This window comes from Actinocrinis sp., assembly GCF_035605935.1.
Taxonomy (GTDB): Bacteria; Actinomycetota; Actinomycetes; order Streptomycetales; family Catenulisporaceae; genus Actinocrinis.
In genome coordinates, this window is record NZ_DATNGK010000277.1 from 1 (window position 1) to 19,862 (window position 19,862).

Here is a 19,862-nt window from a genome sequence, read left to right on the forward strand (position 1 = left end):
TCAAGGCCGGCACCACGGTGACCTGGACGAATCAGGACTCGGACGCGCACACGGTGACCAGCCAGCACGACAGCGGCCCGCTCGGCTCGACGGCGCTGAACACCGGCCAGTCGTACTCGTATACCTTCACCAAACCCGGCACGTACAGCTACCTGTGCACCATCCATCCGTTCATGACCGCGACTGTGACGGTGACGCCATGAGCGCGCAGTCGACTTCCGGCACCGCTTCGCGTGATCCGGGAACTCCCGACCCAGCGACTTCCGACCCAGTGACCTCCGACCCCGCGGGTATGACCCGCCGCCAACTCGCCCGGCACGCCGGCTGGTTCGGCGCGGCGGTCGTGCTCAGCGTCAGCGGCGGCGAGGTGATCAGCCACATCGCCCACGACCGGGACAGCGCGGCAGCGGCTGCCAGCGCCGCCGACGCCAACGCGTTGCGCTTCGTTCAGGTCTCGGACAGCCATATCGGATTCGCCGGACCGGCCAACACCAACGTGACAGGGTCCTTCGACCGGGCCATCGACCAGATCAATACGCTGGGTTTCCGGCCGCACTTCGTGATGCACACCGGCGATCTGACGCACCTGTCCACGCCGGCTCAGTTCGACCAAGTCCGGCAGATGATGAGCGGCATGCGCACCGAGCGGGTGTTCACCGTCCCCGGCGAGCACGACTCGGTCGACGACCATGGCCGCGCCTACCGCCAGGCGTTCGGCGGCGGCACGCTTGGCGACGGCTGGTACAGCTTTGACACGCACGGCGTGCACTTCATCGCACTTGTCAACACCCTGAGTCTAGAGAAGCTTGGCCACCTCGGGCCGGACCAGATCGACTTCGTGCGCAAGGACGTCGCCGGTCTTTCCTCGGACACGCCCATCGTGTTGTTCAGCCACATCCCGCTGTTCGCCATGTATCCGCAGTGGGGATGGAGCACCGATGACGCGCTTCAGGTTCTCAGTCTGCTGAAGCGCTTCGCCTCGGTGACGGCGCTCAACGGACACGTGCACCAGCTGTTTACCCGCGTGGAAGGCAACGTGACGTTCCACTCGGCGACCACGACCGCGTACCCCCTGCCGAAGCCGGGCAAGGCGCCCGCGCCCACTCCGCAGGTGTTGCCCGCCGGGCAATTGCAGGATGCGTTGGGGATTCGCACAGTCAAGTACCGGCAGGGTGATACGAGCCTTGCAATCACCGATCAGAGGCTCGCATGACCGACGTGACAACCGACGTGATCAAATCCGCATCGCGCGCCACGGCCGATATACCGACGCGCGTCCTGCACGCGTCAGCGGCCGTCACACTCGCGCTCAGCGGTTACATCCACGCGCAGCTCTACCTCGACGGCTACCGCTTCATCCACGCGATCGGGGTCATGTTCCTCATCCAGGCGGCGGCCTCGTTCGCCGTCGCCACCTTGCTTCTGGCCGCTTCGCTCCTGCCCGCTCCGGCGCTGATCCAGCTCGTTGCGGCCGGCGCAGCTCTCGGGGCGCTCGGCGGTTTCGCGGCCTCCCGCACCGTCGGTGTGTTCGGATTCACCGAACGCGGCTTCCAGCCGGCGCCCCAGGCGTTGCTCAGTGTTCTGGCAGAGGTGGCGACCGTTCTGCTGCTCGTCCTGGCTGCCGCGCGCTTGCTTCGGCAACGCGGCGGTATCAGCTCATTGCGAAGTTGGCGAGCTCGCAGCAGCGGCTGACTGAGACTCCCTGCGCGCGAGCACGATCGCCTGCGCAGTCTTCTCGCAACTTTCCGGCTCGCTCCAGCAGCTCAACGGCGCGCTGCGGGGAGCGGCGCCGGAAGGTCACCGAGGCCACCGAGCGCTGACGGACCCAGTGACAATGGCGCACTCCCGACATCTGGCCTCAGTCCCGTCCAGCTGCCCCATTGACGGCCCCTGCGAAGGCCCATATCGTGACCGCCGTTCACCAGCCTAATCAGAATTCACATCCGTGAATCGGCTGCCAGGGTCGAGGTTTCGCCATGCCCAGACGGCAAGTGCACCACCGCACGGTCGGTCTGCTCGCAGCGACAGTCGTCGCGGCGGCCGCCGTGGTCCCCATGCCCGCGGCGTTGGCCGCGTCCCCCGCCGTGGTCACCATCTCCCAGACGCCGACCGGCGCCACGCTGAGCGCTGGATCGCTCGGCGTCTCCTACGAGGCATCAGATCTAGCGCTGCCCGCCTTCACCTCCGGGAACCTGGCGAGCTATCTCAAGACCCTGGGTTCCTCGGTGATGCGGATCGGCGGCAACACGGTCGACCAGACGTTCTGGACCTCGACCGGCGAGACCGCGCCCTCGTGGTCCATCGCCACCATCACCCCCGCCGATCTGACCGCGCTCAACACCCTCGCCAAGGCCAGCGGTTGGAAGGTGATCCTCGGCGTCAACATGAAGCATTACGACCCGGCGCGCGCCGCCGACGAAGCGACTCACGCGGCCGCCGCGCTCGGCTCCTCCTTGCAGGCGGTCGAGATCGGCAACGAGCCCGACCTGTATTCGCAGTACAAGAGCGACACCGCCAAGTACTTCACCGACTTCCAGGCTTACGTCTCGGCGATCACGAAGGCCGTGCCGGGCGTCCACATCGAGGGCTCCGACGCCGCGGGTTCGCCGACCGGCTCGTTCCAGACCGCCTTCGTCAGCGCGGAAAGCGGCTTGCCGCATCCGAACATCGTCGAGTTGACCGGCCACTACTATCCGCTGAGCGATTGCAGCAGTTCCAGCAACCCGACCATCGCTCAACTGCTCGGCACCACGGTTCGCAACAGCGAGACAACAGCCGCCGACGGCGCGGCGAGCCAGGCGAAGAAGCTCGGCCTGCCGGCCGTGTTCGACGAAGGCAACTCCGTGGTCTGCGAAGGCATGCCAGGCGTGAGCGACGTGTACGCCTCCGCGCTGTGGGAAATCGACGAACAGCTTGCCTTCGCGCGCGAAGGAGTTTCAGGGGACTACATGCACGGCACCGTCCTGCAGTGCGACACCGGCAAGCCGCTGTTCATGTACTACACGCCGCTATGCGCACCGACCGCCGCCGACGCGAGCACCGGAACTCTTGCCGCGCAACCTGAGTACTACGGCCTTGCTGCCGTACACGAGACCGGCACCGGCGACTTCCTCAACGTCACCAACCCAGCCTGGGCTTCTGTGCGTGCCTACGCGGTCAAGCACACGGACGGCACGATGACTGTCGTCCTCGACAACGTGACCGACCCGGCGACTACCGGCCCGACGACGCTCCAGCTGAACCTCGGAGCGACCTTCGCCTCCGGCAGCCGCATCGATCTCACCGCGAGCGCACTTACGGCCAAGACCGGCATCACCCTTGGCGGCCAGACGGTTCAGTCGAATGGCTCCCTCCCCGCGCCGACTAAGACTCCCATCACCGTGAGCGGCAGCACCCTGACTGTCTCGATTCCAGCGGGCAGCGCCGCGCTCATCACGCTGAGCGCTCAGAGCTCCGGCGGAGGCACCACCACGACGCTGGTCGGCGGCCTTTCCGGCAAATGCCTTAGCGTGACCGGTGGCTCGACGGCAGCCGGTGCGACCGCGGACATCAACACCTGCGACGGCAGCGCGAGCCAGAACTGGACACTCAACGCGAACGGCACGATCGTCGGCGGCTTGTCCGGCAAGTGCCTCGAAGTCACGAACGGTTCCACGGCGGACCGCGCCGCCGTCGACATCGGCACTTGCACTGGCGCCGCCAATCAGCAGTGGGCGGTGCACAGCGGCGGAACAGTCGTCGGTGCACAGTCCGGCAAGTGTCTCAGCGTGCTCGGCGCCTCCACAGCTGACGGCGCTGCCGCGGATATCTACGCATGCAACGGCAGCCCCAGCGAGAACTGGACCGAGCGCTGATGGCACCGACCCGCTGTCCAGTTGAGCGGGACACAGTGTCCTGATGTCCGCTGCGGGCGACCGGCACCACAGGATGGCCGGCGCGGGGCCCCGAATCCCGCGCCGGCCATCCGGCTTGTCAGGTTCCTGGATCCTTAGCGAATCGTCATCACGGAATCGTCCACTTCTGGGCGTTGCTGCCGTTGCAGGTCCAGATCTGCAACTGCGTGCCTGTGGTGGTCGAGGCGTTCGGATCGTCAAGGCACATCCCGGAGTTCGGGTTGTACAGCGAGCCGTCTGAGCGAGCCTGCCATTGCTGCGCGACGGTGCCATTGCACTGCCAGTACTGCACGATCGTGCCCGCCGTGGTGCCGGCGCCATTGACGTCCATGCAGCCGCCGAGGACCTGGATGGTGCCGTTCGCCGCGATGGTCCAGTTCTGGGCGCCGGTGCCGTTGCAGGTCCAGATCTGGACGTGGCTGCCGTTGGTCGTGCTGCTGTTGGAGTCGTCCACGCACAGGCCGGAGGAGACCCCTGACACGATCGGCCCGGTCGGCGCGGTGGTCCCGCCCGAGCCGCCGAACGCGATGCTGAACACGTGCAGCGCGCCCTGGTTAGCGGAACTCGGCAGCTTCACGCTCGCGACCGTCTTTCCGGCGGCGAGAGAGACCGGCGTCGTGGCGAACAGGTACGACTTCACCTGGTCGGCCGTTCCGCTCTGGCTGTTGCGGTACGAGGTGGTCACCGCGATCGTGTTGCCCGACTGCACCGATGCGCTGCCGCCGTTGAGCGTCCAATCGGAGAAGCTCAGCGAGACAGCCTGAGTCGTTCCATCGGTGTACGTGACGGTCGCCGTTCCGCTGGACGGACCGTTCGTCGCCGAGCCGAGGAAGGCGATGGAGCCGGAACCGGACGCCGGGACGGTCTGGCCGACCGCCACGTAGTTGTCCGGCTTCGCGCTGTACACCGCCGCTGGAGCGACATTCGGCCAGGTGAAGGTGGAACCCGCCGCTGTGACCGTCGAGCCCGGATTCACTCCTGCGCTGGACAGGGCATTCGCCGAGTACGAATACCCGACGCCGTCGAGGTCCGCGCCGGTCGTGGCCGAGTCGCTGGAGACCCCGACGTCCGTGTACTGCGGACCCGAGCCGCCATACGACGGCGGCGCGGCACTCGCGCTCGACGCCCAGCTCGTGTTGGCGGATGTGCCGAGCGTGAAGCTGAGCGTGCCACCGGACGTGATCGCGGAGGTGGGCATATAAGCGTTATTCCATGCCGAGCCGTTCCACGTCGCGGACTGCACGTAGGGCGCGTTGTCAGCGGCTCCGTTGCCGTTGATCGTCAGGGTATTGCCGGAGGGCAGCGTGATGACGACCTGGGTGAATAGCGGCGAGCCGAGGGCCAAGTCGGCGGTGCCCGGGGTCTCCGGGTACATGCCGATCGCGGACCATACGTACCAGGCGCTCATCGTGCCGAGGTCGTCGTTTCCGGCGAGTCCGCCGGGCGCGTCGGTCCAGATCTGGTCCTGGACCTGCCGCACCACCTTCTGCGTGTTGTACGGCTGACCGGTGTAGTCGTACTCCCAGGGGATGTTGAGACTGGGCTCGTTGGTCAGGTCGGTGTAACCGTTGCCGCCGGTCAGCGAGGACAGGTCGGTGTTCAGGAAGGAGTTCATCGCCGCGTTGCCGCCCTCGGCGGCGGCCAGCCCGGCCACGTTGAACGGCACCATCGGCGTGTACTGCCACGAGTCGCCCTCGACGAAATTCGAGCCGCTGGTGGCGCTGAACGAGCCGGTGAAGGTGCCGCTGCGGTCGCGTGGCTGGATGAATCCGCTGGCGGTGTTGAACAGGTTGCGCCAGTTCTGCGCGCGGTTCGCCAATGCGCTCTGGTCGGCGCTGTCGCCGAGTGCGCCGGCGAAGGCGGAGATCGCGAAGTCGGCGCTGTTGTACTCGAGCGTGGTGGAGGCCGGGCCGTAGAAGTTGCAGCAGCCGTACGAACCGTCAGAGGGCAGATATCCGAGGTTCGCCAGGTAGTTGTTTCCAGGCCGGATGTTGTCGGTGCTGTCTGCCTCGGTCACCATGTCGTGCAGCGCGGACGCGGTGTCGAAGTTGCGTGCGCCGAACGCGTAGTAGTCGGCGATGATCGGGTCGGCCGGGTCGCCGACCATCACGTAGGTCTCGCCATTGTTGAGCATCCACTTCGGCAGCATGCCGCCGGCCGCGTAGTCGTCGACCATCGACTGCGCTATGTCAGAGGCCGCTGACGGATCAACGAACGCTGACAGCTGAGCTTGAGCGCGGTAGATGTCCCAGCCGGAGAAGTTGGAGTACTCGGCGAAGTGGCCCGAGCCGACTGTGTGCACCGCGCCGTTGACGCCGATGTACTGGCCGTTCGAGTCGCTGATCACATTCGGGTGCAGCAGCGCGTGGTAGAGCGCGGTGTAGAAGACGGTCTGCTGCGCCGAGGTGCCGCCGGCGATGCCGATCCGGCCGAGCAGTGAACTCCACGCGCTGTGCGCGGCGGTTTGGGTCGCGGAGAAGTTGAAGTTCGGGTTCTCCGCGGTGATGTTCCCGCGGGCGTTGGCGATCGAGACGAACGAGATGCCGACCTTCGCCTGTACGACCTGGTTGCTCGTGGTGTCGAAGGTGACGTATCCGTTGTTGGCGCTCGCCTGCGGCGTCACCGCGTTTGACTTCGCAGCCGCGTTGTTCGATGTCGCGTTGTTCGACGGCACAGTGCCGTGCAGCGTCGGGTGGTTGGCCTGCTCGGCGGCGTTCGGCGAGGCGGTCTTGCCGATGACCGTCGGGCTGCTCAGATTGGCCGTGGCCGCCGCCGTTCCGTTGCTGCTGAACGAGCGGTCGAAGACCATGTCGAAGTACAGCGTGTATGTGGCGCTCGCGCCGCAGAAGTGACCGGTGGTGACCTGGCCGGAGACCTCGGTGCCGCTGACGACGTTGAACTGCGTGTTGCTGTCGCCGTTCTGGCTGCCGGTCAGCTTGAAGATCAGGTTGGCCTGGCTGGTGGCCGGGAAGGTGAACCTGGCCATACCCGTGCGGGTCGTCGTGGTCAGCTCGGTCTTAACCCCGTTGCTCGTGGTCACCGAGTAGTAGCCGGGGCTCGCGGACTCGTTCGCGTGCGAGAAGCCGTCGGTCGCCGAGGTGTTGATCGAGCCGACGGTCGGCAGAACCGGGATGTCCCCGCCTGCTCCGCATCCGGGCCCTGATACGTGGGTCAGGCCGAAGCCGGTGATCGAGGAGTCGCTGTACAGGTAGCCGCCGCCGTCGGGGTGCGAGGGGGTGTCCGGCGACCACTGGACCATGCCGAACGGCGAGTCCGCGCCGGGGAAGTCGTTCGCGTTGTTCGCGGTGCCGATGAACGTGTTGACCGAAGCGGCGGGATCGCTCACCAGCGCCGCGGCGGTGTGGGTCACCGCGGCCGCGCTGGGTGCGACCGATCCGGCCAGGGCCGTCGCGCCGGTGACGGCCAGGCAGGTCAACGATCTGCGAATACGGATGTGGGCAGGTGGAACCGTGGGTTGGCGCATCATTCGTCCTTCTGCTCTGACAACGTTGTCATGGAGCGGTGGATGCAGCACACTGCGAAAGATCCGCCCTGTCAAGAGGGAACCTCGCCACGGCGCCATAACGATCAAAGCCGTCAGCTCAAGATCAAGACCCTGAGTCGATCTCGGGCGGCCGTTGGACTACTCGCGGCCATCGTCCAGCCGTTCACCGAGCGGCCACGCGAGTAACGCGCCCGTGTCATGAGCATTCTGCATCGCTCGGGGACGCTCCAACGCGAACAGAAACCACCCACCTGCCACCCACCAGGAGGCATGAATGCATCGCGCCATCGGGCGTCGCGTCACACTCGCGTTCGCCGCGTCGGTCACCATGATCGCGGCAGCGACCGTGCCGCAGCCGGCCCACGCCACCGGCGGCTACTCCCTGCTCGTCCTGCCCGATCAGGGGGAATCAGCGATCTACAACTTCATCAACTCCGCGAAGACCAGCATCGACGTCACGATGTACGAGCTGCGCGACACCACGGTCACCGCCGATCTGGTCAACCGGGAGAAGGCCGGCGTCAAAGTCCGGGTGATCCTCGACGGCAAGCAGACCTCGGTCAACAGCGCCGCCTACAGCGCGCTGCGATCCGGCGCGGTCAGCGTCGAATACTCCTCCACGGCTTTCGTCTACACCCACCAGAAGACCATCACCGTCGACGGCGCCGAGTCGTACATCAGCACCGGGAACCTCGACAGCAAGTACTACTCGACCTCGCGCGACTACGGGGTCTTCGACACCAACGCCTCCGACGTGAGCGCAGTCGAGGCGGTGTTCGCCGCGGACTTCGCAAAGACCTCGATCACCCCCTCCGACGGCGCCGACCTGGTCTGGTCGCCGACCGACTCGCAGTCCCGGTTGCTGAGCCTGATCAACGGCGCGCAGCGCAGCCTCGACGTCGAGGAGGAGGAGTTCGGAGACACGGCGTTGGTCAACGCGGTCGTCGCGGACGCGCAGCGTGGCGTGGCCGTCCGCGTGGTGGCCGAGAACGAGAGCGGCACCTATACCAGCCAGCTGAACAAGGTGATCGCGGCCGGCGGCGAGGTCAAGACGTACACGTCGAGCACCGGCTACTACATTCACGCCAAGGCGATCGTCGCCGACTACGGCACCTCGACCGCGAAGGTGTTCCAGGGCTCTGAGAACTTCTCCGATAACTCGCTCAACCACAACCGCGAGCTCGGGCTGATCCTCAGCGACTCCGGGGTGATCAGCGGCATCGAGTCGGCGTTCAACTCCGACTTCAGCTGAGCGGAGCCGAGCGGATGGTGGCAGGCGTAGCGCGTCGGTGGGCAGCGATGCCGCCGGCGCGCTAGGCCTTGTCTTCACTGGGCGAACGTTTGAAGACTGGGCCTACATCCGCGTCACACCTCTGGCCGGGTGCTGCGCGTTGCCTCGCTTCGGTAATCGGTGTACGTGTATGGGTTATCGAGCACCTTCGACTCGGGGATGTCAGGGTTCATTCCTTTGAACCAGGCCTCGTCGCCCAGTGTCGAGCGCAGATACTCGGCCGTCGCCTCCGCCTCGCGCCGCACCGCCGCCAGATCGATGCCCACCAGCTGGTGCTCGTGCTTCACCACGCGACCGTTGACCAGCACCGTGTGCACATCGCCGCGCTGCGCCTGGAAAGCGACGTGTCCGTACGGGTTCAGCAGCGGGAAGGAAACCGGAGACCGCTCGTTCTTGATCAGCACGACGTCCGCCTTCTTCCCCACCTCAAGGCTGCCGAGATCGTGGTCCCTGCCCAGCGTCTGCGCGCCGCCGCGGGTCGCCCACTCGACGACGTGTTCCGCGCGCAGGCTGCAATGCGTGATCGTCTCGCCCTTCAGATGGGCCTCGAAATGTTCGCGGGCGCGGTCGGCGCCGAGCGTGGTCCGCATCGCCGAGAACAGGTCGCCGCTCCACCACACGCTGGTGTCCATCGAGAGCGAAACCGGGATGCCGTGCGCGCGGATGGCCCAGGTGGGCGGATACCCCTGTCCCGCGCTCTGCTCGCTCTCCGTCGCCACCGAGATGGAGCCGCCGGTCGCCGCGATCCGCTGGTACGAATCAGCGGACAGCGACGCCGCGTGCACGTACGTGGTCTGCGGCGTCATGAATCCGCCCTCGAACATGAGCCGGATGCTCTCATCGCTGGTCGCGCCCCACACGCCGGCATGCGTGGTCACGCCGACGCCAAGCTCGCGAGCGACCTCAAAAGCCGGCGCCTCGGGGAACGACGGGTCGCCGGTCACGTCGAAAGCCAGCTGGAAACCCAGCATGTCGTCGCCGGTGATCCGGCGGCGCACGAAATCGCGGAACTGCGCCGCCGCGGTCCACTGCGCCGGTGGCTGCTGGATGTTGCCGTAGGCGAGCACGTATCGGCCCGGCACCGACTGCAACGCGTCGACCGCGGCCTCCGCGTGGTCCACCGTTTGCAGGCCGTGCGACCAGTCCAGGACCGTCGTCACCCCGGCGTCGAGCGCCTCGATCGCGGCCAGCAGATTGCCGGCGTGAATGTCCTCGGGACGAAACAGCTTCCCGGATTCCAAGTAGTACCAGACGAAATACTGCGTCAGGGTCCAGTCGGCGCCGTAGCCACGCATCGCGGTTTGCCACATGTGCCGGTGCGTGTCGATCATCCCCGGCATCACGATTCCGTCGCTCGCGTCGATGACGAGGGCATCATCCGGCGCGTCAAGGTTCTGACCCACGGCTTCGATCCGGTGCCCGATCGTCAGCACGTCGGTATTCGCGAGCACCTGACGTCGCGCGTCCATCGGCAGCACCGTGCCGCCGCGCAGCAGCACCGGACGCCCCGGCGCGAAATCGAGCGCTGATGCCTCCGCGGCGGCTGGCTCACTCACGGCGACTCCTTCGGACCAGTGTCCGCCCTGCGGGCGGCGCGGCTGTCGTTACTCTCCGACCCGCATCTCGCCCTGTCAACCCCATCTGGGGCTGCGACCAGCGAAGTCATCGGGCTGGAAGCGTCCGCATGGCGACTCTTGGGCCCGGTCGGCCGCTGTGCTCTACTTGTGGCGTGCCCAAACTCTGTCCGTCAAGCGGACAGTCATACGACGAGGAGAGAACTCATGGCCCGTGAAGGCGCCGGACCGGATTTCATCGAGGCGCTGGCGCGCGGCCTCGACGTGATCACCGCCTTCGAACCAGGCCACCCGGCGATGACCCTGAGCGAAGTCGCCGCGGCCACCGGCCTGGCCCGGCCGACCGCACGCCGGATCCTGCTCACCCTCCAGGAACTCGGCTACGTGCGGGCTCGCGGATCAGGGTTCGCGCTCACACCGCGGGTTCTCGACCTCGGCACCGCCTACGTCCGCTCGATGGACCTGTGGGAGATCGCCAGGCCGCACATGGAGATCCTGTCCGCGCGCACCGGCGAATCCTGTTCGATCGCGCAACTCGACGGTTCGGACATCGTGTACGTCGCGCGCGTCGCGGTCCCGAAGATCGTCTCGCTCACGGTGCAGATCGGCACCCGGTTTCCCGCGCTGCAGACCTCCCTCGGCAAGGTACTGCTCGCCGCCCTCACCGACGCCGAGGTCGAAGCCGTGCTCTGCGAACCGAGTCGCTCCGGTCTCACCCCGCTCTGGCAGCCCGACCCGGCCGAGCGCAGAACCGAGCTTCGCCAGGTCAGAGCGCGCGGTTGGGCGCTCACGGACGAGCAGCTCACCCGCGGCATCCGCTCGGCGGCGGCGCCGCTGCGCAATGGCTCCGGCGAAGTCATCGCGGCCCTGAACGTGAACACGCACGCCGCCGAGACGCCCCTCGAACGCCTCGTCGACCATCACCTGCCGCTACTCCAGCACGCGGCCGGCGAGATCAGCGCCGACTTCGCCCGCCTCGAAGCGGTGCCGCACGTAACGCGCGCCGCCTCGGCTTGAGACAGGCCTTGACGCCTCGTCCGATCATGCGAGAATCGCTGAACGGACGACTGTCCGAGTGTCGGACAAGGAGGAGAGTTGGCGGTCGAAGAAGGCAACCAGGCGAACCCGCTGCCGGGCCCACTCACCGGCTTGCTCGTCGCGGACTTCTCCCGCATCCTGGCCGGCCCCTACGCCACGATGCTGCTGGCCGATCTCGGCGCAGAGGTGATCAAGGTCGAAGGACCGAAGGGCGACGACACCCGATCCTGGATGCCGCCGGTCCGCGACGGCGTGTCGACCTACTATCTCGGCATCAACCGGGGCAAGCGCTCAATCGCCCTCGATCTGCGCGACCAGAAGGACGCCGCGCTCGCCCGCGAACTGGTTCGCCGCGCCGATGTGTTCATCGAGAACTTCAAACCCGGCGGCCTGACCAAGTACGGACTCGACTACGAGTCGGTGCGCGCTGACAACCCTGGCCTCGTATACACGTCGATCAGCGGCTTCGGCACCGGTCCCGGCCGCGACGTACCCGGCTACGACCTCATGGTCCAAGCCGTGTCAGGACTGATGAGCCTCACTGGAGACCCGGCCGGGCCGCCGTACCGGGCCGGAATCTCAGTATTCGATGTCATGGCCGGCAATCACGCGGTCATCGGGATCCTCGCCGCGCTGCGCCATCGCGACGCCACCGGACGCGGCCAGCTGATCGAGATCAACTTGCTTTCATCCGCGCTCTCCGGCCTGGTCAATCACAGCTCGGCCTACGCCGCCGGGGGAGTGGTCCCATTCCGCATGGGTAACGCGCATCCGAGTGTCTTCCCCTACGAACCGCTGCCGACCGCCGACAACGATCTGATCGTCGCCGCGGCCAACGACAGCCAGTTCCGCAAGCTCTGCGACGTGCTCGGCGTTCCCGAACTCGCCGATGACGCACGCTTCGCCCGCAACGCGGACCGGACCGAGCGCCGCGAGGAACTGCGACCGCTGCTGGTCGAACAGCTCAAGAAGCGCGGCGCGAACGAATGGTTCGACCTGCTGGTGGCGGCCGGCGTGCCGAGCGGGCCGATCAACACCATTCAAGGCGGCTTCGCGATGGCCGAACGCTTCGGCCTGGACCCGATCATCGAGGTGGGTGCGGGCGAGCGCGCGATGCCGACGACCCGCAACCCGATCCGGCTCTCCGAAACCCCGCCGGCTTACCGCCTTCCGCCACCGGATCTCGACGAACACGGCGCCGAACTTCGCGCCTGGCTTTCCGCCGCGGTGAGTGACGATGACTGAGATCCCAGAGAACCAGGGCATTGAGTCTCCGACTGCCCAGTACGCGACTGCTCAGTACCCGATCGCCCAATACCCCACCGCACTAGGCGCCTCCTCGCTCGACAGCATCACCCTGCTCGGCCGGGACCTGGCGCGCGACGTCATGGGCCAGGTCGGCTTCGGCGAACTCGCCTTCTGGCTCGCCACCCAGCGCCGCCCGGCCCGCGGCGAGACCCGCGTCTTCGAGGCGGTGCTCGCCGCGCTCGCCGACCACGGCTTTACGCCGACCGCGATCGTCACTCGGCTGACCTACCTCTCCGCCCCCGACTCGGTCCAAGGCGCACTCGCCGCCGGGCTGCTCGGTGGCGGCTCGCGCTTCCTCGGCGTCACCGAGGACTGCGGACACTTCCTGCACGAGGTCATCGCCGCCCAAACCGGCCCACTGCCGGCCGACGACGACGGCTGGGACACACTCGCCCTTAAAACCCTGCGAAACGCCCGCGCCGCCGGACTTCGCATCCCGGGCCTGGGTCATCACGTGCACAAGCAAGGCGACCCGCGCACGCCCCGGCTCTTCCAAATCGCCGCTGAGGAAGGGCTTTACGGTCCGCATCTCTCCCTTTTCGCCGCGATCGGCCGCGTGCACCCGACCGTGCTCAACCGAACCCTGCCGCTCAACGGCGCCGGGGTCTGCGGCGCGGCCCTCGCCGATCTCGGCCTGCCGCTCGAACTGCTGCGCGGCTTCGCCCTGCTCGCCCGTACCGCCGGACTGATCGGCCAGCTCGCCGAGGAACTGCGCCGACCCGTCGCCAACCAGATCTTCCTTTCCGTGGACCTCAACAACCGGCCGGTCCCCCCGGAGCCCTACCAGCCCGCCGCCAACGGAGGCCCGCATGGCTGAACTCGTCGCGGTGATCGCGTCCACGCATCACCCGTTCTATTACCGCGCGAGCACCGCCACCGGCGCGGACCGCCCGCCGTTCGCCGACGAGTGGGTGCGCAAGGTCGAGGCCTTCCGCGAGACGCTGACCAAGGCACGCCCCGACGTGCTCGTCATGGTCGGATCAGACCACTTCCATCAACTGTGGCTGGACAACATGCCGCAGTTCCTCATCGGAAAGGCGCCCTACTACGACGCGAACTTCTACAACGAAGAACGCGAATTCGGCCTGCCGCGGATGCTGCTCACCGGCCACGAGGACCTCTCCACGCACCTGCTGCGTGAAGGGCTCGATGCCGGCTTCGACCTCGCCTTCTCCAACGAGCTGCGCATCGACCACTCGATCACCTGCCCGATCACCACCCTGCGCCCGCAGGCCGATCTGCCGATCGTGCCGATCTACACCAACATCTTCGCCCCGCCGCTGCCCCGCCCGAATCGCTTCGTGCAGCTCGGCCGCACCATCCGTGAGCTGGTCGAGTCCTGGCCGTCCGACCAGCGCGTCGCGGTGATCGGCACCGGACATCTGTCCCTGGAACTCGGCGGCCCGCGCCAGTTCGGCCCCACCGGGCCCGACCCCGAGTTCGACCGCAAGGCCGTCGAGTGGATCGCCACCGGCGACCTCGAGGGCTGCCTCGCCGAGGTCACCCTGGACAGCCTGCACCTGCCCGGCAACGCGACCCACGGCTTCATGGACTTCATGCTGATGATGGGCGTCGCCGGCGAGGGTGCGAAGGCCGACTACGTCGACACCTACGACCTCTTCCACACCATGGAGGCCTACTTCACCTGGTACCCGAACGCGAAGGGAGCCCGGCCGTGAGCAAGTACCTGTTGAACAAGTTCCTGTTCACCGTCGACCGCGACGCGGAGCTGGTCGAGCGCTATCGCGCCGACCCGCGCGCAACGGTGACGGCGTGGGAGGCCGAGCACGCCAACCGCATCCTGGGCTGCCACTCCTGCGAATCCTCTACCTGGCTGAGCTTCGACGACGTCGAGCGCGAGGCCCTGGCGACGCACGACTACCCCAAGCTGTTCGAGCTCGGCGCGCATCCCTTCCTCACGCTCACCCTCTTCATCGCCATGTTCGAACGCGACTACGAACCACTCGGCTTCCAGCTTGAGTACGCCCGCCGCCTGGCTCACATGAGCCTGCCGTATCCGGATATCGCCACCTGAGCCGGATCGCCGCAATCTCCGGGAGCCACCGAGTCATCCGAGCCCACTTTCGGTGATCCACACCAGCCGGGCGCCGATCTTGTCACAATGGCGACGTGCGACAACTCTCACCCGCCGAAGTGGCCAAGCGACGCGGCGTCCGGCGGATGAAGGCGGTCGCCAGCGGCTTCCTGCTGGCCGCGATCGGGCTCTACGTGCTGGCCCGCTGGCAGGAGGGGCGCGGCGCGACCTGGGCGCAGTACCTCGGCGCCGCCGCGCAGGCCGCGATGGTCGGCGCGCTGGCCGACTGGTTCGCGGTCACCGCCCTGTTCCGCCACCCGCTCGGCCTGCCGATCCCGCACACCGCGATCATCCCGCACCGCAAGGAGGCGCTCGGCCGCAGCCTCGGCGACTTCGTCGGCGAGAACTTCCTGTCCGAGCAGGTCATCCGCGGCCGGCTGCGCGCGATCGGCCTGTCCGCTCGGCTCGGCGGCTGGCTCGCCGATGACAAACACGCCGAGCGGGTCACCCAGGAGGCCGCGGGTCTGCTGCGCGGAGTGCTCGCCGTCCTGCGCGACGACGATCTGCAGGCGGTGCTCAGCCGCACCGTGAACCGCTGGCTCAACGAGCAGCCGATCGGCCCGGTCGCCGGCCGCGTGCTCGGCAAGTTCGTCGCCGACGACGGCCACCGGCCGCTGATCGACCTGCTCACGCGGCGCGCCGTAGAGTGGCTTGAGCAGCATCCCGACGCGATCGAGCGCACGGTCACCGGCGAGGCGCCGCTGTGGACGCCCCGATTCGTCGACGAGCGCGTCGCCCGCCGCATCCACAAGGAGCTGGTGAAGTTCGCGGCCGCGGTGCGTGACGAGCCGCACCACCAGGCGCGGGCCGCGATCGACGACTTCCTCACCGACTTCGCGCAGCAGCTGTCCTCGGACCCGGTGACGCTGGCGCAGGCCGAGCGGTTCAAGCAGGAATTGATCAATCATCGCGAGGTGCAGCGGCTGGTCGGGTCCTCCTGGCAGGCGCTGCGCTCGATGATCGTCTCGGCGGCCGAGGACGAGCAAAGCGAACTGCGGCTGCGGGCGCGCGACGCGATCGCCGCGTTCGGGCGTCGCCTGGCCTCTGACGACCGGTTGCGTGACAAGGTGGACTCGTGGGTTGAGGGCGCGGCGGTGCATGTCGTCGTCACATATCGCGCGGAGATCACCTCGCTGATCACGGACACCGTCGGCGCCTGGGATGCCGAGGAGACCTCACGCAAGGTGGAGATCCAGGTCGGCCGGGACCTGCAGTTCATCCGGATCAACGGCACGGTCGTCGGAGCGCTCGCCGGCCTGCTCATCTACGTGCTGACCCGGCTGACCTGACGCTGCTCGATTGGCGGTGCCTGATCTGACGGTGCGTGATCTGGCGCCCTCGTACTGACACAGCGTCGCCGGGCTATTTCGCCAGCCCGGCGACCAGGTTGATCGCCGCTGCGATGATCACGGTGCCGAGTGGAAACGACAACAGCGCCTGACGCAGCACCGCACGCCGGACGTCCCCGTCCCTGATGTCTGTGTCCGAGACCTGGAACGTCATGCCGACCGTGAACGCGACGTACGCGAAGTCGCTGTAGCGCGCCTCCGCCCGCTGCTTGAAGTCGATCCCGCCGACCGGATCGGTGTAGTAGAGCCGCGCGTACTTAAGCATGAAGACGGTATGCACCAGCGCCCACGACACGAAGACCGAGCCCAGTGCCAGCCCAGCCTCGTAGTACTTGGCGTTACCCGAGGCGTGTCCGACGCCGAACAGCACCGCGCCGACCGCGACGAGGCTGGCCAGCGCGGCGCCGAGCAACAGGAGGTCGGTCAGTTCGCGACCGGGGTCTTCGCGGCGCGCGTGTTGCTGGGTTCCATAAGCGTCCAGGCCCCAGACGCCGATCCAGACCCAAACGCAGAACGCCAGCGCCATCACGTCCCAGCCGATCAGCGGCGCCATCCGGCCGGCCCCGAGCACGCCTGCCAGCACGCCGCCGCCGATGCCGAGGACGACGGAGACCAGCAGTTGCGCACGGGCCGTCGTCCCCTCCTCGCGCAGTTCGGAGCGTCCTTCGGATTCTGACGACTCGTTGATTTGTGGCTCCACGGCCCCAGCCTTCCAGTTTCGCGCCCTTCCTGCTCGGCGGCATTGCGCCATTGGAGCTCGTCGAACCGGCCGCTATTGGTTGCGGCTCCCAACGAGCGACCTCGGAAGAGTCGGTTAAGACCATTGACAGCGTCCTGCGTCCGCGTGTTTCATCACCGTTACCGACGCCGATTGTTGTCCCACCCAACAATGCTGCCCGCCAAGCATGCCTGCGCGTCGGTTCGCAGATGTCAGGAGGCATCGTGCACAAACCCGCAACGCTTCATCGCACCCGGACGGCGGCCCTCGCCCTGGTCACCGTGTCCGCATCACTATTCGCGTCCTACGCCGGCGCGCCGCATGCCGCGGCGGCGTCGAGTGCCTGCCCGTGGGTCGGTTCCACGGCGCCGATCTCGCAGCGGGTCAGCCAGTTGCTGGCCAAGATGACCACCGCGCAGGAGGTCACGCTACTGACCGGCGCCTCGGGGTCCAGTTACGTCGGATTCACGCCCGCCATCGGCTCGCTCTGCATCCCGGCGCTGAACCTGGAGGACGGCCCGGCAGGCGTCGGCGACGGCATGACCGCAGTCACCCAGCTGCCCGCCCCGGTCGACGTCGCCGCGAGCTGGGACACCGCCGCGGAACAGCGCTACGGCCAGGTGATCGGCGCCGAACAGGTATCTAAGGGAACGACGATAGACCTGGGGCCGACCATCAACATCGTGCGTGACCCGCGCTGGGGCCGCGCCTTCGAATCCGTTGGCGAAGACCCATACCTCAACGGCACGCTCGGCGCCGCGGACATCGAGGGCGTGCAGTCCACGGGTGACCTCGCCCAGGTGAAGCACTTGGCCGTATACAACCAGGAGACCAACCGCAACACGCCGTCCGACAACGCGATCATCAGCACCCGGACTCTCCAGGAGATCTACCTCCCGGCGTTCCACGACTCGGTCTCGCAGGGTGCCGCATCGTCGGTGATGTGCTCCTACAGCACCATCAACGGCACCTATGCCTGCCAGAACCCGTATCTGCTCACCACCGCGCTGCGCCAGCAGTTCGGCTTCACCGGCTTCGTCACCTCGGACTGGGGGGCGACGCATGCGACCTCGGCGTCGGCGAACGCGGGCCTGAATCAGGACATGCCCGGAAACGACGGCTACTACGGCAGCACCCTGACGAACGCGGTATCGAGCGGCTCCGTCTCGAAGTCGACGCTGGACGCGCTGACCTCGCAGGTGCTCACCGAGATGTTCGGGTTCGGCCTCTTCGACAAGGCGCCCGCCGGCTCGCCCGGACAGACCGCGACCAGCGCCGCGCACGTGGTCTCCGCACGCCAGCTCTCTGAGGAAGGCACGGTGCTGCTGAAGAACAGCGGCCGCACGCTGCCATTCGGCTCCAGTACCTCGTCGATCGCGGTCATCGGCACGGACGCGTCGAGCAGCCCGATGACCGACGGCGGCGGCAGCGCCGGGGTCAACTCCAGCGGCACGGTCACCCCGCTGCAAGGCATTACCTCGCGGGCCGGCAGTGGGATCAAGGTCAGCTACAACGACGGTTCCAACAGCAGTTCCGCCGCGTCGCTGGCGGCCTCGTCCTCCGTCGCCGTGGTCTTCGTCAACAAGGGCGAGTCCGAGGGCAGCGACCTGGGCACCATCGATCTGACCAGCGCGCAGAACTCGCTGATCTCCGCGGTCGCCGCCGCGAACCCGCACACGGTCGTGGTGCTCAACACCGGCTCCGCGGTCACCATGCCGTGGCTCGGCTCGGTCGCCGGCGTATTCGAGGCCTGGTACCCGGGCCAGGAGGACGGCAACGCCATCGCCGCGCTGCTGTTCGGTGACGTGAATCCGTCCGGAAAGCTGCCGGTCACCTTTCCGGCCTCGCTGTCGCAGGTTCCTGCGAACACCGTCGCGCAGTGGCCAGGCACCAACGGTCAGGTGCAGTACTCCGAAGGCCTGAACGTCGGCTACCGCTACTACGATGCCAACAACCTTACGCCGCTGTTCCCGTTCGGGTTCGGTCTCTCCTACACCAGCTTCTCCTTCAGTAACCTAAGTATCAGCAGCCTGCCACGAGGCGGAGCCGCGACCGTCACTGCCACGGTGACCAACACCGGCTCACGCGAGGGCGCCGAAGTCGCGCAGCTGTACGTCACCGACCCGGCCGCGTCCGGCGAGCCGCCAAAGCGGCTCGAAGGCTTCGCCCGCGTCGATCTCCAGCCCGGCCAGAGCAGCACGGTCACCTTTCCGCTGAGCCAGGCCAACCTCCAGTACTGGAACGCCTCGACGAGCGCCTGGGCGGTGAGCGCCGGCAACTACACGATCTCGGTCGGCGACTCGGACCGGAATCTGCCGCTGACTGGCACCTTGTCGGTGACCTCCGCGCAGATCGGGCAGCCGGTCACCGTGACGAACCCGGGCCCGCAGGAAGGCATCGCCGGGAACGCGGTCAGCGTGCCGATCTCGGCCAGCGACAGCACCAGCGGCCAGACGCTTAGCTATTCGGCCGCCGGCCTGCCTGCCGGTACCTCGATCAACTCGGGCACCGGCGCGATCACCGGCACGCCGACCGCCGCGGGGACGAGCACTGTCACGGTCACCGCGAAGGACGGTTCCGGCGCGGTCGCGAGCGTCAGCTTCATCTGGACGGTCGCGCCGGCCGGGTCGAGCGGCAACGGCGGAACCGGACAAGTGACCGGGTATCAGGGTCTTTGCCTGGACGTGCGCGCCGCTAACAGCGCGGACGGCACCCCGGTTCAGGTCTACACGTGCAACGGCACCAACGCGCAACAGTGGACAGTCGCATCGAACAGCACGTTGCAGGCGCTCGGGAAGTGCCTCGACGTGAGCGGCGGCGGGACGGCCAACGGCACCAAGGTTCAGCTGTACACGTGTAATGGTACCGGCGCGCAGGTATGGCAGCCGCAGTCCACCGGCGCGCTGCTCAACCCGCAGTCCGGCAAGTGCCTCGACGACACAGGATTCGGCGGTTCCGGAACACAGGTGCAGATCTGGTCGTGCACCGGAGGCACGAACCAGGCGTGGACCCTGCCGTAACGCGGCGGCGTGACAGCTTGAAACACGCGGCGGCCGCTGCGAACGGCCGCCGCGTGCGTCTTCCCTCGATC

Annotated in this window: 15 protein-coding genes; 12 read left to right on the forward strand and 3 right to left on the reverse strand. The window is 67.4% G+C overall.

Going from position 1 to position 19,862, the window contains the following annotated elements:
* The 4 genes from VN779_RS22325 to VN779_RS22340 all read left to right on the forward strand — a co-directional run.
* Positions 1-203 (forward strand): cupredoxin domain-containing protein (locus VN779_RS22325; protein ID WP_325726517.1); only part of this gene is annotated, 203 nt, incomplete at its 5' end.
* 89 nt (positions 204-292) lie between these two features.
* Positions 293-1,213, forward strand: a complete 921-nt coding sequence (locus VN779_RS22330; protein ID WP_349260894.1) for a metallophosphoesterase family protein — start codon at positions 293-295, stop codon at positions 1,211-1,213.
* Positions 1,210-1,692, forward strand: coding sequence for a hypothetical protein (locus VN779_RS22335; RefSeq protein ID WP_325726521.1), 483 nt, complete (start codon positions 1,210-1,212; stop codon positions 1,690-1,692). Before VN779_RS22330 ends, VN779_RS22335 begins: the two co-directional genes overlap by 4 nt.
* A gap of 284 nt (positions 1,693-1,976) precedes the next feature.
* Entirely contained in the window at positions 1,977-3,854 is a 1,878-nt protein-coding gene (locus VN779_RS22340; RefSeq protein ID WP_325726523.1) for a glycosyl hydrolase family protein, read from the forward strand.
* 148 nt (positions 3,855-4,002) lie between these two features.
* On the opposite strand, the gene VN779_RS22345 is transcribed toward VN779_RS22340, so the two are convergent.
* Positions 4,003-7,377, reverse strand: coding sequence for a lectin (locus VN779_RS22345; RefSeq protein WP_325726525.1), 3,375 nt, complete (start codon positions 7,375-7,377; stop codon positions 4,003-4,005).
* Between the two features lie 295 nt (positions 7,378-7,672).
* Between VN779_RS22345 and VN779_RS22350 the strand changes: the two genes are divergently transcribed.
* Entirely contained in the window at positions 7,673-8,650 is a 978-nt protein-coding gene (locus VN779_RS22350; RefSeq protein WP_325726527.1) for a phospholipase D-like domain-containing protein, read from the forward strand.
* 113 nt (positions 8,651-8,763) lie between these two features.
* Here VN779_RS22350 and VN779_RS22355 read toward each other — a convergent pair whose 3' ends face one another.
* Positions 8,764-10,158 (reverse strand): amidohydrolase family protein, encoded by a 1,395-nt coding sequence (locus tag VN779_RS22355; RefSeq protein ID WP_349260895.1) that lies wholly within the window; start codon positions 10,156-10,158, stop codon positions 8,764-8,766.
* A gap of 312 nt (positions 10,159-10,470) precedes the next feature.
* Here VN779_RS22355 and VN779_RS22360 point away from each other — a divergent pair, with 312 nt between their 5' ends.
* The 6 genes from VN779_RS22360 to VN779_RS22385 all read left to right on the forward strand — a co-directional run bounded on the left by VN779_RS22360 (position 10,471) and on the right by VN779_RS22385 (position 15,993).
* Positions 10,471-11,280: an IclR family transcriptional regulator domain-containing protein gene (locus VN779_RS22360; RefSeq protein WP_325726531.1), complete on the forward strand. Its 810-nt coding sequence runs from the start codon at positions 10,471-10,473 to the stop codon at positions 11,278-11,280.
* Between the two features lie 78 nt (positions 11,281-11,358).
* The gene (locus tag VN779_RS22365) at positions 11,359-12,546 is read left to right on the forward strand and encodes a CaiB/BaiF CoA-transferase family protein (protein ID WP_325726533.1); all 1,188 of its coding nucleotides are present in this window, start codon (positions 11,359-11,361) and stop codon (positions 12,544-12,546) included.
* Positions 12,539-13,426, forward strand: coding sequence for a citryl-CoA lyase (locus VN779_RS22370; protein ID WP_325726535.1), 888 nt, complete (start codon positions 12,539-12,541; stop codon positions 13,424-13,426). Before VN779_RS22365 ends, VN779_RS22370 begins: the two co-directional genes overlap by 8 nt.
* On the forward strand, positions 13,419-14,288 hold the full coding sequence (locus tag VN779_RS22375; RefSeq protein ID WP_325726537.1) for a hypothetical protein: 870 nt from the start codon (positions 13,419-13,421) through the stop codon (positions 14,286-14,288). Before VN779_RS22370 ends, VN779_RS22375 begins: the two co-directional genes overlap by 8 nt.
* Entirely contained in the window at positions 14,285-14,644 is a 360-nt protein-coding gene (locus tag VN779_RS22380) for a hypothetical protein (RefSeq protein ID WP_325726539.1), read from the forward strand. Before VN779_RS22375 ends, VN779_RS22380 begins: the two co-directional genes overlap by 4 nt.
* 95 nt (positions 14,645-14,739) lie before the next feature.
* Complete coding sequence (locus VN779_RS22385) at positions 14,740-15,993, forward strand: DUF445 domain-containing protein (protein ID WP_325726541.1); 1,254 nt, start codon at positions 14,740-14,742, stop codon at positions 15,991-15,993.
* A gap of 73 nt (positions 15,994-16,066) precedes the next feature.
* On the opposite strand, the gene VN779_RS22390 is transcribed toward VN779_RS22385, so the two are convergent.
* Positions 16,067-16,753, reverse strand: coding sequence for a DUF1345 domain-containing protein (locus tag VN779_RS22390; RefSeq protein ID WP_325726543.1), 687 nt, complete (start codon positions 16,751-16,753; stop codon positions 16,067-16,069).
* 242 nt (positions 16,754-16,995) lie between these two features.
* On the opposite strand from VN779_RS22390, the gene VN779_RS22395 reads away from it, so the two are divergent.
* Positions 16,996-19,791, forward strand: coding sequence for a glycoside hydrolase family 3 C-terminal domain-containing protein (locus VN779_RS22395; RefSeq protein ID WP_325726545.1), 2,796 nt, complete (start codon positions 16,996-16,998; stop codon positions 19,789-19,791).
* Positions 19,792-19,862: the final 71 nt, after the last annotated feature.